We start from the raw sequence: 14,459 nt of genomic DNA on the forward strand, positions 1-14,459 counted from the left end.
ATATGGACTTGACTGGTTATTTAGAAGTTTTTTTGTGAAGGTTGGGTTTTGACTATGTATACAAATTAAGAGGAGTTTTTGTGATGTGAAGTATCGTTACTATTCAACTTTTCTGAAGTGTTGAGGTAATCGAGAGCAAAATTTCCGGGCAAAGCTGCGTTGATTTTATAAGGTAAAAAGAGGGATTCAGGTATAAAGAAGAGAAGTGAACACAATTGGTTCACTTCTGTCGATTTATAAAAATTGTTGTTTAAAGGACTATGATTTCTTCTTAAGCAGATCGGAGAATACCACATGTAGATCACTAGAAGCTGTGCTGCTGTCTAGGTTGAGTTTAGAACGAATATGGCTTAGATGTTCTTGCATTAACTCGACGGCTTGTTGTTCGTTGCCTGACTCTATTGCATCCAGTAAGCCGGAGTGTTCGTCTAAAGAACAGTTTGAGTGGTTGCCCGTTTCGTATTGAGCGATCAGCAGTGAGGTTTGCGATACTAAACTGCGTTGGAAAGCCAGCAGTGGAGCGTTTTCGGCCATTTCAGCCAGTTTGATGTGGAACTCTCCAGACAAACGTAAGCCAGAGCCGTAATCACCTTGGTCGAAAGCACAGTTCTCTTTCGCGACCAATTTTCTGCACTCTTCGATTTGAGCTTTGGTCGCGTTTTTAACGGCTAGCTCGGTGATAGCAATTTCCATTACTTCACGTGCTTTAAATATCTGTTTGGCTTCGTCTACTGTTGGAGCCGCAATCACAGCTCCTCGGTTAGGGCGGATCACCACAACTTGCTCCAAAGAGAGTCGTAGTAAGGCACGACGGATAATAGTACGGCTAACGCCAAAGATTTCTGCGAGGGCTTCTTCGCTTAATTTGGTGGCTGGTGGCAGCCTTTGTTCTAGTATCGCGTCGAAGATATGGCAGTAAACAACATCGTCTTGAGTCTGGCCTGATACTTTTGTATTTATACCTTTGGAGACAGAGTTTTTGAGAGCTGTCATAGAGATAAGGGCCCTTGTTTAGTCGAGTAGGGTGGGTTGAGCATGATTCGTGAGTGTTACCTTACATTGTATACACTTATCTATACAATGCCACTGGCTGAAAGTGCGATGTACGCTTATTTGTTAACGACTTATAACATTCAGTTTCGTACAAATCGGTGCAATATTGAACTATGTACTTTTTAAAAAGTGAGTTTTGGTTTAAAGCTTAGTGCGCATCTGGTCGAAGCTAAGTGTGTATGTAATTAAAGCTAAATGCGCGTTCTGTTTAAAGCTATACTCGATTATCGCCGCAGCTGTATGCCACGATCTGACTGATTTCGCTCAGGCTACGACCTGACTGTTGCTGCCATTCGTTGAAGGCTTTACTCGCTGCCAGTTGTGCTCGCTTGGTGTTACGACCGCTATCAACCACGTCTGTGCTGCGTAGGTGTGCTTCAACATCTGATGACAAGATGAAGGTATCTTTACCCATTTGGCGCAGAGTGTAGGCTCCAGTATTACCACCTAATCGCTTGCCGTGTTTTTTCAGGTAATCCCACAGCTCGGTGATACGTTCTGATGGCCAGTCGGCAACCATTTGCGAGAAGGAATCCGCTTCACGCTTGGCATTGTGGATCATCATGGCGTTGGCAGGTATGGTCATTACCTTGGTGAGGTGGCGAATAATGCGCGGGTCTTGCGCTTTCTGTTCCCACATCTCATTCGGCAGCATCAGCATCTTTTCAATATCGAACTCAAAGAATACTTCTTCAAATTGTGGCCACTTCTTTCTCACCACATTCCACGAAATACCACACTGGAAGACCTTTTCGGTAAAAGCGGCCAGCCAACGGTCATCAGTGATTTGTGATAACTCGGCTTGTGAAAGGGGCGCACGGACAATCTTTTCGAGTTCGGCCGCTCCGCCTTTACGGTGAGCCGCACGTTGATAAATGGTGTCGAATTTTTCTTGGGTCATTGAAGGTTCCAAACTAAAGCGATTCTTTATGATATGGGGACTAATTTCTATATGAAAAGGAGCTTAAGCTTCTGTCGCCAATTGAGCGAGAAAACCACGCATGTAGTCGGTGCGCTTGTTGGCTTCTAATTTGGCAGATTCTGTATTCATTGTTTCAGCCAGCTTGAATAGCTTCACGTAAAAGTGGTCGACGCTGTAATGTTTGTCATCCAAGTCACGTTGCTTCGCAAACGGGTCTTGGTGGTTATAGAGTTCTGCGTTAAAGCTCTGGCCCACATACAGGCAGCGAGCAATACCAATCGCACCGAGAGAATCTAGTCGATCGGCATCTTGGACGATTTGAGCTTCCAAGGTTTCTGGAGTGATGTTGGCACTGTAGCTGTGCGTGACAATAGCATGATGGACCTCATCCAAATAGGACGCAGGATAGTCGATAGATTTGAGGAAAGAAATCGCCTTGTCTGCTGCCATTTGCGAGCTTTGGGCTCTGTCCGGGTGGTTCTTAGGAAAGGTGAAGCAATCATGAAGGTAAGCGGCGGGTAGAACGACTTCAAGCTTGGCCTGTTCTTGGACACACAACGCCTTAGCGGTTTTGACTACGCGCTTGATGTGGCTGATGTCGTGAGCTGCATCTTGTGTCATCTCTCGCTGTGCAAAATCAAGCAGTTGGTCTTCAAACTTTTCCTTCACGCGTCTCTTTCTCCATATGTAGATGTTAGCAATCTGGCTTATTACTTAGGATATATTCCACCTCGACTGTAACAGTTTCAAGCGCGAGTTTTTATCTTTTATAAAAGGAGTACCCACAAAAAAACCGACTTTGTGAGTCGGCTTGATAGAGAGGCTTGTCTATGTATTTTAGGACGAGACAGGTAAAGCGTTATCAACGGTAATCAGAACTTAAGCAGCGGCTTGTTGAAGCTGTGCTAACACATGATGCAGGGAAGGGCTGATCGTGTGACCAAGGGCTTTGACTTCTTCGCAAGGCTCAACCAGATCTGGGATCTGGAAACTGATCATGTTTGCAGCCATCGACGCGCGAATACCGTTGTTTGAATCTTCAAACGCTAGGCAGGTTTCAGGTGCAACACCGAGGCGTTCTGCCGCTAGCAGGTAGATCTCTGGATGAGGCTTACCGTGAGTTACTTCGCAGCCTGTGCTTAACGAGGTGAAGTAAGAATCTAGGCCAGCCAACTCAAGCTTCTTTTTTGCAATATCAAGCTGAGTCGAGGTCGCCACCGCGATTGGAATGTCGTTTGATTTGAGCCATTCAAGAAGCTCAATCACGCCGTCTTTTACAGGGATCGCTTGGTTCTTAACAATCGCACTATAACGAGTTCGCCATTCGTTGTTTAACGCAGGATAATCTAAGCCTTCACCGTAACCATTTCTAAAGATCTGTTCGATGGTTTTTGCGTTACAGCCAATAATGCCTAGGTAGACATCTTGCAAAAACGGAACACCTTGCGCGTGACATGCTTCTTCAAAAACCTGCATACAAAGTCGCTCGGTGTCGAGCAGTAGTCCATCCATATCAAAAATAGCAGCTTGAAAATTCATATCCGTGGTTCTTTATCTATTGTCGTCGTGAGAATGAGTATTTTGACATAGTGTCTAAGGATAGGCGAGTCAGCGTTGAGTTAGAATCGGAAGTATTGGGTGTGCAATATGCTTCTGAATGACTTGAAATCTCATTAATTCAAGCTGAAATAATATCGTTCAGTTATGAGCCTAATCTTTTATAGGTCATCGAGATCTAACAGATACAATTATGACTGTTATACATAACAAATCGAGGTCGGGTGTTTGTTTTACTATTACATTTCATAAACTTACAGGCTTGTTAGCGTGACCATAATCTTATAAAAAACAATTTGCGGTAGCCTTCAATGATAGTGTGACCAAGCAATAAGTAAATGGCTGAGCTTAGAGACAAAATATCATTAGTCCATATTTTTAGCAGGGTTGCTTATGTTGTATTTTGAGTTTCTATTTTTATTAGTCGTACTTTATATCGGGTCTCGGTATGGTGGTATTGGCTTAGGTGTTGTTTCTGGTATTGGTTTGGTTATCGAGGTGTTTGTCTTCAAGATGCCACCAACGTCTCCACCTGTCACTGTCATGTTGATCATCCTCGCAGTTGTGACTTGTGCTTCGATTTTAGAAGCGGCGGGAGGCTTGAAATACATGCTGCAAGTTGCGGAAAGGGTACTGAGAAAGAACCCGAAACGCGTCACCTTGATAGCACCGTTCGTGACTTACTCGATGACTTTCTTATTGGGTACTGGCCACGCGGTTTACTCTATTATGCCAATCATCGGCGATGTGGCATTGAAGAACGGTATTCGTCCTGAGCGTCCAATGGCAGCTGCGTCGGTAGCATCTCAGTTGGCGATTACGGCATCACCAATCTCTGCGGCTGTGGTGTACTACCTCGCGCAGCTATCTGATATTCAACACTCTATTACTCTGCTTTCTATTTTGATGGTGACGGTTCCTGCAACATTGTTTGGTACGTTCTTGCTTTCTTTGTATAGCTTAAAACGCGGTAAAGAATTGAGCGACGATCCTGAATACCAAGCACGCCTAAAAGATCCTGAGTGGAAAAAACGCATTGAAAGCACCACCGCGACCTCTTTGGATGAAGTTCTGCCAACTTCGGCTCGTAATGCGGTTTTGATTTTCCTATTGTCGATTGTCGTGATTGTCATCGTGGCAATGGTGCCAGAGATCCGAACCATCGTAGACGGCGACAAGCCAATCAAGATGTCAGTGATCATCCAGATGATGATGCTCTGTTTCGGCGGTATCATTTTGCTGGCAACTAAAACTGATCCGCGTGATGTGCCAAACGGCGTGGTATTCAAATCGGGTATGGTGGCGGCGATTGCTATCTTCGGTATCGCATGGATGTCGGATACTTACTTCCAATATGCAATGCCTCAATTTAAGTCGGGCATCGTGGAAATGGTGACTAACTACCCATGGACGTTCGCACTAGCGCTATTCATTGTATCGGTTGTGGTGAACTCTCAAGCAGCAACTGCACGTATGATGCTACCTGTTGGCCTTGGCTTAGGGCTAGACCCAGCACTGCTTATCGGCTTGATGCCAGCAGTTTACGGCTACTTCTTTATCCCGAACTACCCATCAGACATCGCAACAGTGAACTTCGATGTCTCTGGCACAACCAAGATTGGTAAGTGGTACTTCAACCACTCATTCATGTCGGTTGGTTTAATCGGTGTAGTAGGCGCATGTTGTTTAGGCTACGCATTGGCTCAGATTTTTATCGCTTAATTAAACTAGCGATAACGAGATAAGAAACGAAAAACAGCGCCTATTGAGGCGCTGTTTTTGTTTAATCTGTCTTGGGCATTAGCTTTGATACGAGCTCTAAACCAATATTAACGTGGCTCAAAAGCCAAAGACTGAATCGCTTCTTCAATGGTCAGGAAGTGGATCTTCATCAGACACACTTCTGCCTTCTGGAACTCGTGATTTCGAATAAGTTTAGTCACGCTTTCAACCGAATATTGGTTTGCTCGTTTCGCTAGAGACAGTTGATTTGAGTTTGATTGAAGCGAGTAGCTATCGCCTTCAGAATCAATGAGATAATCATCTTCGCCCAAGATCATGTCTGAGCATTCTGCCTGAAAATCGTTCTCGGATGCGACGTAAATAAGCTCATCGTCACCGTCGAGTTTTACCAAAGATGGCCAACTGATCATTACTGCCTCTAAATCATGGATGTTGAAATTTGAGTACCGACTATAAACACTTTCCGCTGTTGGATCACCTATTCCTCCTAACGATTTAAAACGTTACTTACTTAGAGAACGACCCAACGGCGCGAAATAACCTTGGAGTGCTTGATAAATCTCTTTGCGATGCGTGAGGTCTGGATAGAGAGGGAGCATATCCGTTTTGGTCGTACCATCGACTAAATAAGAGTTTTCGATCTCTGAGCAAGATTCTATGGTAGCTTCAAAGGCGCGCGCCATCATCTCTGTAGGTAGTGAGAAGTAACGGGTAGACATTGCTTTGTCTGCAATAACACTACGTGCAACGTAATCGTGTTTATCCAGGTTGTTGTCGCTTAGCAGGGTAGCATCGAAGAGAGACATCAAATACTCGTTTAATGGATGAGGCCGTACTTTTCTATCGTGCAACCAACAATCGGTGGCAAACAAGATCTGCTTACGAGGACCTGAGGTATCGCCAATCTCAAATGCTTTCTCAGCTATATAGTGATCAAAGGCATGCCAGAACTCATGCGCTAGCGCACCAGCGCCGGCGTTCTTGGCTAGGGCGAGTTCTCTTTGATTTGGGGCGTAGTGTGCTTGTACACCTTTTCTACCACCACTGCCGAATGCTAAACCTAACGTGCCTCGAAGGCCAATTGCTTCAGGTGGTAGAGCCAAGATATAGGCCAAATCTGCTAAAGAATCGAATATCAGATTTGCAGCCAATTCTTTCTCTTCTTTCGTCACCCAAGCTCCGACACGAATGCTGCCCATACCAAAGGTCTGTTTGATGTCCATAAAAGACACCTGATCGCCATGTCGGTAGTCTGGGCCTTTACGAGTCTTGTATTTAAAGTGGGTTAGCTTCAAAGGGGGCCTTGGAAACAGAAATAGGGTTGAATGAGATGCTATTTTGGGGTTGCATGATGTTTAGTTGCACCCTTTTGGAGCCACTTTGAGCTGCATCTCTTGTGATTAAAGGAAGTTAGCACTTTTGACTGCAAATTACCGATCAAAATGAGTTAGATTAAATTCAAAAGCCTCCCATGAGGTTGGGTTACCTTCGCGAGTCAGAGGAAACAAAGACTCGTGTGGTTTTGCATAACTTAAACGATGCAGTCTTTGAGTGACGTGGTAGCTATCCAATCCTGATATTGTGACCAAGTCTAACGCTTCTAAATCGAGGTAGCCATCCGGCATCATGGCGCGCTTTGGTGCGTGAATCGTAATAACTTCACCAATCAACATCTGAGTTTGATTACTTTCTATTGTAATTTTCTCTTTGAAGGTTAAGCCTATTTTCAGTGGGCTTTCCAAGACAAACGGGGCTGGAAATACATCGTCGTAATATGGCGTGAGACCGACCGCATTGAATTCTGAGATTGGTTTAGGATAGCGAGCCGAAGTTTGATGCGCTTTTCTAACAAATTCTGCACCAATGCTATTAATGGTGAAGTGCTTCGTTTCTAGAATATTCTCTAATGTGTGGCGTCTACTTTCACTGGGGCGCACGATAAAGCCAAACAATGGTGGATTCGATCCTAAATGAACGACCGAGCTGATAACCGCAAGGTTATCTAAGCCTTCTTTATCGCAGGTACCAATAAGGTTAGCGCTTTTGAACCCCGACAGAGAGTTAATCAAGCGAGTCCGATGCCTTTGATCCATTGTTTGCAGATCATGCTTTGCAAGGGTGACGTCCTTCATGTTTTCTCTAGTTTTCATTTTTATCACAACTTTGCTCACTAACGGATCAATATGTACGCAGCACTACTCTCTATCGATCAACAGGTTTTCATTAAATAGCGATTTAGAGTGACGCTAGTGACAATTACGCGAGGTCATTACTCGTTATGTGGTGTTTCTCTTTCCGCAGCGATAACTCTTTGCATAGATTTACGCACTTTGACTTCTCTTTACATCCCAGAAACTAAAGTAAAGTTATAGTCTATGAGAGTGCAGAAAAATGAAAACAGTTCGTAATGTCATTTGGGTAATGGTTGCCACGATGTCAGTATTTTGGTTTGCGATGGAACCGCAACTCTTCGCTTCAAATAACGTATTTGAATGGCGCTCGGCCATGATTCAGTATTCGGGTATTTTGTCTCTGATGTTGATGTCGATAGCCATGCTGTTAGCGATGCGTTTTCCTATGATCGAGAATTGGCTTAACGGTATGGACAAAGCGTATCGCGTGCATAAGTGGCTTGGTATCGGTGGGGTGTCTCTAGGTGTCGCGCATTGGCTGTGGTACCAAGTCCCTAAGTGGTTGGTTATGTCTGGAGTGCTGGAGAAACCGATTCATCATGACGGTTTAGGCCCTCAAGGTGTTTTGTCTGGTTGGGAAGCTTGGGCCAATGAATTACGTGGTTTTGCTCAGAACATCGGGGAGTGGGGGTTCTATTTATTGCTTGTTTTACTTGTTGCCTCGTTATGGGCGGCAATCAAGTACAAACCATTTAAACTGTCACATCGCCTTATGTCGTTGGCGTATCTATTGCTCGCCTTTCATTCGGTGTTACTTATCAAACGAGCGTATTGGGGTGAGCCTATTTATTACCTAACTTTGGCTTTTGCTGTGATGGGTTCTATTGCGGCGGTATACAGCTTATTAGGTTTTGTTGGGCGTCGTAATCGCCATTCTTCCACTGTAGTTTCGACTCGCTATTTCCCCCAAGCATCAGTAATGGAATTGATATTAAAGCCGAATGTATCTTGGCAAGGCCATAAAGCTGGACAGTTCGCGTATTTATGCTTTGGCAATGAAGACCCGCATCCATTTACCATCGTTTCAGGTAGTGAAGAGTCAGAACTCCGTTTCTTGATCAAAGAGCTAGGCGATTTTACTACAGATTTGTATGGTCGAGTTAATATTGGTGACAGTGTCACAATTGAGGGGCCTTATGGGCGTCTTGAGTTTGACCTAAGTAAGCCACAAATTTGGGTTGCTGGTGGAGTCGGGATCGCTTCATTTTTTGCGACACTAGAAGCTCTCAAAATAAAGACGAGTCATCCTCGGATTGAATTGTTTTATTGCACTCGCGGCGTTGATGAAAACTTAGTCGATGAACTATGGCATCTCGCACATCAAGTAGGCGTGAAGTTGAACGTGATAGATACTGCTCATTCACCACGGTTAAACGCAGAGCAAATTTTGAACCGATGTGGTGATCTAAATGATTACGAACTCTATTTCTGTGGGCCTGAGTTATTCTCAAAATCACTGAAAAAAGAGCTCGATGCGTATCAATTTAATATTGAAAAAAATTACCATGAAGAATTATTTGTGATGCGTTGATCAGATGAAATACGCGTCTTTAATTCGGAGTAAGATAGCTTCTTGGGGCTGAGGCTGATAACAGCAGCCACGCGGAAAGTCTAAAAATGTACGAACTCGCTCAATTTGCTATTGCAGCAGTTTGCTATTGAGCGATACCATATAAGGCTATTTATTTGGTAAAGATTCAATTATGTCAGATGAAAAACTCGCACTAGAGTGGATGCGTCAACAAGCTCATAAAGTTGACCCATATGTTATCAATCCGTCGTTTGATGAATGTGTTGAGCTGCTCGACCCTGCTTTCAAGAAAGGCAAGAGTGTTGCTCAGCTAAAATATCTGCTATCAGAAGCGGATCGCCGAGCAGGTGCTGCCGAGCGTAAACATGCCGCCTTAAAGTATGCCAAAGAGAAAAGTCCAAATGCAGGTCAAATCTTGCGCCTGCAAAGCAAACTTCAACAAGTCCAATTAGCATTAAAGCTAGCGACTGGCGATAACAATATGACTATCTCGCAGTTCTGTTCTGAATACGATGTCTCTAAACGTGACGGTAATACGGCATGGAATGAAAAGCTAGTTGAGCAGGGTAAAAGAAAGTAACGGCTTCAACGAATCTATACCTTTTTCAACCACGGCTAGAAAGGCTAACCTAGCTTCGAAAACATCTCCCACTGTTGGTGAGAATGTTCTGCATTTAAAAAGCCTGAAAATTTCACCTCAGGCTTTGCCTCTGCTTTTCCTAATTGATGTTCACTTAATTGTTACCTTCGCTTCAATGGAAGACTTTAATACGCTTAGGCTCAATCATAGGCTCGTTTTTATTCGTTGAGCTATGTGCGCGATACACTATTTTTAGCCCATTAATCAATTTCACTTGTGACAAAGTTATCAGAATCATGCATTTTCGGTAACGTTCCCGAAATTATCGATCTATCATCCACCCAGATACAAAAGTGAAGTAATCAACACGACTGATTTCTATTTCTTCTTCGATATAGAGCTTATACATCAAAATTATAAGCCGAAATGCGCTTACGAATTATTTTGGGAACGTTTGCAAATAATCCAAAACAATTAACGTGAGAACATAAGAATGAAACTACACACTTTAGCGGTTGCTGTAACAATGGGGCTAATGACTACATCGGTATTAGCAAGTGAAGACGTTGCAGCATTAGAGCAACGTATTAATGAATTAGAACAAAGAGTTGCACAAACGGAGCAGGTTTCTACCGAAGCCAATGAAAAGGCTTCTTCGTTTGAGTTTCACGGCTATGCGCGCTCTGGGTTATTGATCAACGACGACCTAAACGGCGCGACAGGTACTGGTCCTTACATGACAGCGGCGGGTGCGATTGGTGCGCCTATTGGACGACTTGGTGTGGAAGATGATCATTACGTTGAAGCGAACTTGATTCACAAGCGTTTTGCGGATGATGGTTCTAGTGCCTTGTTTCGTATCATGTTAGCCGACAGTACTGAAACAAATAACGAATGGACAGCCAGTGAAAGCCAGTTGAATGTACGACAAGTGTATTCAGAACTGAACCGTCTGAGCATGTTCTCTGAATCCGAAGCGTTTTCTGAAGCAACGTTTTGGGCGGGTAAACGATTCGATCGTGACAATTTTGATATTCACTTTTTCGATTCGGATATTGTCTTCTTATCAGGTACTGGTGCGGGCGTTTACGACGTTCAGATGAGCGAAAACTGGAAAGCGAATTTCTCTATTTATGGCCGAGATTTTGGTGAGATTGATAGTTCATCGACAGATGTAGAAAACTACATTGCAACGATGAATAACCGTATTGGCCAATGGCAAGTTATGTTGAGTGGCATGACTTCAGCAGACAACGATAGTCGCCTAAATGGTGCTGCTGAAAGCGGTGTACATGCAATGTTTACGTACCATGGAGACAACTTCTTTGGTTTGAGCGAAGGCTTCTCTAAAACGGGCATGTTAGTGGGTAGCGGCCTAGGTGCAGAGCTAAAAGGCATCGGTTCCAATGGTGACCTGCTGGATGACGCAAAAGCCGTTCGCCTGTTTAGCTACGGCGTCACTCGTATTGGCGACAACTGGCGTTTAGCGCCTGCATTGATGGCAGAGCATAGCCAAGACCGTCTGAAGAAGAATGACGAGTTCACATGGGCTTCTTTAAACTTTCGATTAGCTCAAGAGCTCTCAGAAAACTTTGAGATGGTTTACGAAGGTTCATTGCAGTACATGGATTTAGACAACTCGACAGAGCAAGCGAGCGGAGGTTTCTACAAAGCGACAGTTGCACCAACACTGAAGCTTTCAACCAGCACTGGTTTTTTTGACCGACCAGAACTACGTTTCGCTGTAAGCTATGTAGATTGGAGTGAAGACCTGAATGGTTACTCGATCAGCACTGAGGCAGATGCAGCAACGATGGGAGAGGGCGGCGAGGTTCTGTTTGCACTGCAGATGGAAACTTGGTTCTAATTGCTTGATATATCGTTGAGATAGAGATCGTCAATCATGATGTGATATTTGCATCATTAAATGCCAACCTTATCATTTTAACTTGTAGGTTGGCATTTTGGCATCTGTGTTTAGATGTTTGACTAGTTAATACTCTGGCTCTTTTTGCTAGCTGTTGAACTGATTAACTAGCAAGATTCTCGGTCAATGGTGGTGAAGGTCAGCACCATTTTACTCATTTCAAAGCCTTTTTTCTCAATACGGTCGAGCAACAGTTTGGCTCCATTTTCTCCCGCTTTATCAAACGCATAGTTAAACGTAGACAGCGTTGGTGTGCATACGGAAGCGAGTTCATCGTCACCCACACCGAGCACCAATACATCTTTCCCTGGAATGAACCCTGCTTCCTGAATCGCTCTGATCGCACCGATTGCGATACGGTCAGTGGCACAGAACAGGCCGTCGAGCTTCTTGTGCTCTTTGAGAGACTGCTTAGCCAGCTGGTAGCCGGAATCTATGGTGAAGTCGCCTCGCGCGTGAAATTGCAGTGTGAGGTCGTTGAATTGGAGCGATTGAGTAAATCCTTCCGATCTCATCTTGTCGACCGCGATGTCATCGCCTTGAACGCCAATGAACCCCATATTCTTACAACCTTTCGCGATTAGGCGATTACCCGCTTCGAACCCTACACGTGCATCATCGTGCACAATGCTTGGGATGTTAAACATAGATCCGTCTTGACCAACCAATACCACCGGCACAGCAGAGCTTTGAATGGCTTTAACTAATTGCTTGTCTAGATGAGTCGCGTATAGGATGATGCCTTCTACTCGCTTTTGGTTAAATATCTGAATATATTCAAGTTCTTTGTGGTGTGTTTGGTGTGTGCTCGCTAATAAAACATGCTTGCCCGCTTGCTCTAAGACTGCGGTTAAACCGTCGACACCTTGAGAGGTAGCGTGGGAAGAAACCCTAGGGACAATCACACCAACGAGATTGGTTTTCTGAGATTTCAAGTCTTTAGCGACTTGGTTTGGGAGATAGCCACACTCTTCGACCGCTTTACGCACCTTCACTTTGGTCGCGTCTTTTACACCATATTCATCGTTGATTACTCTAGAAACCGTCGACTTGGAAACTCCAGCGAGACGAGCAACATCATGAAGACTAGCCATTATTCATTATCCATTTGTAATTTTAGTTTTGGGATTGTTTGCAAACCTGGAATAACATTTCCTGTTTGTAAGGCGATTTTAACCTTGTCACTTCATCCTAGGGAGATAATTTAAAGATCATTCTCACATTATGGAGCCATTATCTTTGATCATTTGTTATTTATAGGCAAAAATTTGTTTTGCAAACGTTCCCGAAAATTCAAAAGCTCAAATGATAATCCAATGGGGTATGTAATGAATTATCCAAAAATAGCAAAAGAGCTGCTTTCTCTATTAGGTGGTAAAAGTAATATCACCGCACTTGCACACTGTGCGACTCGTCTGCGTCTTGCGGTTGCAGACCAAGACAAAATTGATGAACAGGCGATTGATAACCTAGAAGGGGTTAAGGGCCAGTTTAAAGTGGCAGGTCAATATCAGATCATCTTTGGCTCAGGCATCGTAAACCAAGTTTATGCTGAGTTGGCTAAGCTGACTGAAATGACGGAAATGTCGACCAACGATGTAGCGTCTGCAGGTGCTGACAACCAAAATATCCTGCAACGCGCAGTGAAAGGTCTGTCTGATATTTTTGTACCAATCATTCCGGCGATTGTTGCTGGTGGTCTTTTGATGGGTATCTACAACTTATTGACGGCTCAAGGCTTGTTCATTGATGGCAAATCTTTAATCGACGCTAATCCGGGTTTGACCGACTTAGCAAACATGATCAATACATTTGCTAATGCTCCTTTTGTCTACCTACCTATTTTATTAGCATTTTCAGCGAGTAAGAAGTTTGGTGGTAACCCATACCTTGGCGCGGCTCTAGGTATGTTGATGGTTCACCCAGACTTGCTTAACGGCTGGGGCTTCGGTGGCGCATCGGTTTCGGGCAGTATTCCAGTTTGGAACATTTTAGGTTTCGAAATCGAGAAAGTGGGCTATCAAGGTTCAGTACTGCCCGTTCTTGTTTCTGCGTTTATTCTAGCGAAAGTTGAGCTTGGCCTACGTAAAGTTATTCCTTCGGTTCTGGATAACTTGCTAACGCCGCTACTGGCTATTTTCGTGACTGGCCTTCTGACATTTACGGTTGTGGGTCCATTTACACGTGATATCGGTTTCTTACTGGGTGACGGTCTTAACTGGCTATACAACAGCGCTGGCTTCATTGGTGGTGCGGTATTTGGTTTAATTTATGCGCCGTTCGTTATTACTGGTATGCACCATAGCTTTATTGCTATTGAAACTCAGCTGCTTGCGGATATCGCAACGACTGGCGGTACGTTCATCTTCCCTATCGCGGCGATGTCTAACGTGTCACAAGGTGCAGCGGCACTGGCGGTTGGTTTCATGAGTAAAGATAAGAAAATGAAAGGTATCGCGATTCCTTCTGGTGTGACCGGTTTGCTTGGTATTACTGAACCTGCAATGTTCGGTGTGAACTTGAAGCTTCGCTATCCATTCATTGCTGCGGTCTGTGCAGCTGCGGTTTCAAGCGCGTTTATCACTATGTTCAATGTGAAAGCACAAGCACTGGGTGCGGCGGGTATTCCGGGCATCATCTCAATATCACCAGAAAAAATTGGCTACTACGTGGTAGGTATGATTATCGCGTTCGTGACTGCCTTTGCTCTGACCGTTGTTTTAGGTCTGCGTGAGCGCAGCAAGCAAAACATTAAAGCAACAGCTTAACGTTTCTCCCTAGAAGTGAAGCCCCCTTTTTCACTTCATTTCCTAAGCTTTGGGGTGCTAGCTAGGTGATTTGGCTTAGCTAGCCTTTTTATATTTTTATATGACAGCGTGAAGTGTCACCTTGCTTTCGGTTGCTACTGCTTTCGATGGCCATCGCTTTCGGTTGTCATGATTTTCAGTTTTAAG

Annotated in this window: 13 protein-coding genes; 5 read left to right on the plus strand and 8 right to left on the minus strand. The window is 44.2% G+C overall.

Annotated elements, in window-relative coordinates; all coding sequences use genetic code 11:
* Positions 1 to 258 precede the first annotated feature (258 nt).
* The 4 genes from OCW38_RS15305 to OCW38_RS15320 all read right to left on the minus strand — a co-directional run bounded on the left by OCW38_RS15305 (position 259) and on the right by OCW38_RS15320 (position 3,514).
* Complete coding sequence (locus OCW38_RS15305) at positions 259 to 993, minus strand: GntR family transcriptional regulator (RefSeq protein WP_016766964.1); 735 nt, start codon at positions 991 to 993, stop codon at positions 259 to 261.
* Positions 994 to 1,267: 274 nt separating this feature from the next.
* Positions 1,268 to 1,954 carry a DNA-3-methyladenine glycosylase I gene (locus OCW38_RS15310; RefSeq protein WP_016766965.1) on the minus strand — a complete coding sequence of 229 codons (687 nt, stop codon included), beginning with the start codon at positions 1,952 to 1,954 and terminating at the stop codon, positions 1,268 to 1,270.
* Positions 1,955 to 2,017: 63 nt separating this feature from the next.
* Positions 2,018 to 2,644: an HD domain-containing protein gene (locus OCW38_RS15315; RefSeq protein ID WP_016766966.1), complete on the minus strand. Its 627-nt coding sequence runs from the start codon at positions 2,642 to 2,644 to the stop codon at positions 2,018 to 2,020.
* Between the two features lie 210 nt (positions 2,645 to 2,854).
* Entirely contained in the window at positions 2,855 to 3,514 is a 660-nt protein-coding gene (locus OCW38_RS15320; protein WP_010432777.1) for an HAD family hydrolase, read from the minus strand.
* 411 nt (positions 3,515 to 3,925) lie between these two features.
* Here OCW38_RS15320 and OCW38_RS15325 point away from each other — a divergent pair, with 411 nt between their 5' ends.
* Positions 3,926 to 5,254, plus strand: a complete 1,329-nt coding sequence (locus OCW38_RS15325) for an anaerobic C4-dicarboxylate transporter (RefSeq protein WP_016766967.1) — start codon at positions 3,926 to 3,928, stop codon at positions 5,252 to 5,254.
* A gap of 107 nt (positions 5,255 to 5,361) precedes the next feature.
* Here OCW38_RS15325 and OCW38_RS15330 read toward each other — a convergent pair whose 3' ends face one another.
* The 3 genes from OCW38_RS15330 to OCW38_RS15340 all read right to left on the minus strand — a co-directional run bounded on the left by OCW38_RS15330 (position 5,362) and on the right by OCW38_RS15340 (position 7,407).
* Positions 5,362 to 5,685, minus strand: coding sequence for a DUF4144 domain-containing protein (locus OCW38_RS15330; protein WP_010432783.1), 324 nt, complete (start codon positions 5,683 to 5,685; stop codon positions 5,362 to 5,364).
* 93 nt (positions 5,686 to 5,778) lie between these two features.
* On the minus strand, positions 5,779 to 6,570 hold the full coding sequence (locus OCW38_RS15335; RefSeq protein WP_032544918.1) for a CLCA_X family protein: 792 nt from the start codon (positions 6,568 to 6,570) through the stop codon (positions 5,779 to 5,781).
* Positions 6,571 to 6,705: 135 nt separating this feature from the next.
* Positions 6,706 to 7,407: a flavin reductase family protein gene (locus OCW38_RS15340; RefSeq protein ID WP_016766969.1), complete on the minus strand. Its 702-nt coding sequence runs from the start codon at positions 7,405 to 7,407 to the stop codon at positions 6,706 to 6,708.
* Between the two features lie 259 nt (positions 7,408 to 7,666).
* On the opposite strand from OCW38_RS15340, the gene OCW38_RS15345 reads away from it, so the two are divergent.
* The 3 genes from OCW38_RS15345 (at position 7,667) to OCW38_RS15355 (ending at position 11,445) form a co-directional block, all read left to right on the plus strand.
* Positions 7,667 to 8,998, plus strand: a complete 1,332-nt coding sequence (locus OCW38_RS15345; protein ID WP_016766970.1) for a ferredoxin reductase family protein — start codon at positions 7,667 to 7,669, stop codon at positions 8,996 to 8,998.
* A 172-nt stretch (positions 8,999 to 9,170) separates the two neighbouring features.
* Positions 9,171 to 9,578, plus strand: a complete 408-nt coding sequence (locus OCW38_RS15350) for a hypothetical protein (protein ID WP_010432797.1) — start codon at positions 9,171 to 9,173, stop codon at positions 9,576 to 9,578.
* Between the two features lie 493 nt (positions 9,579 to 10,071).
* Positions 10,072 to 11,445, plus strand: coding sequence for a carbohydrate porin (locus tag OCW38_RS15355; RefSeq protein WP_016766971.1), 1,374 nt, complete (start codon positions 10,072 to 10,074; stop codon positions 11,443 to 11,445).
* Between the two features lie 167 nt (positions 11,446 to 11,612).
* Here the strand turns inward: OCW38_RS15355 and OCW38_RS15360 are convergent, their stop codons facing one another.
* The gene (locus OCW38_RS15360) at positions 11,613 to 12,599 is read right to left on the minus strand and encodes a LacI family DNA-binding transcriptional regulator (protein ID WP_016766972.1); all 987 of its coding nucleotides are present in this window, start codon (positions 12,597 to 12,599) and stop codon (positions 11,613 to 11,615) included.
* A gap of 234 nt (positions 12,600 to 12,833) precedes the next feature.
* Between OCW38_RS15360 and OCW38_RS15365 the strand changes: the two genes are divergently transcribed.
* Positions 12,834 to 14,273, plus strand: a complete 1,440-nt coding sequence (locus OCW38_RS15365) for a sucrose-specific PTS transporter subunit IIBC (RefSeq protein WP_010432806.1) — start codon at positions 12,834 to 12,836, stop codon at positions 14,271 to 14,273.
* Positions 14,274 to 14,459 lie beyond the last annotated feature (186 nt).

The sequence above is a fragment of the Vibrio cyclitrophicus genome, from assembly GCF_024347435.1.
GTDB classification, from domain to species: Bacteria; Pseudomonadota; Gammaproteobacteria; order Enterobacterales; family Vibrionaceae; genus Vibrio; species Vibrio cyclitrophicus.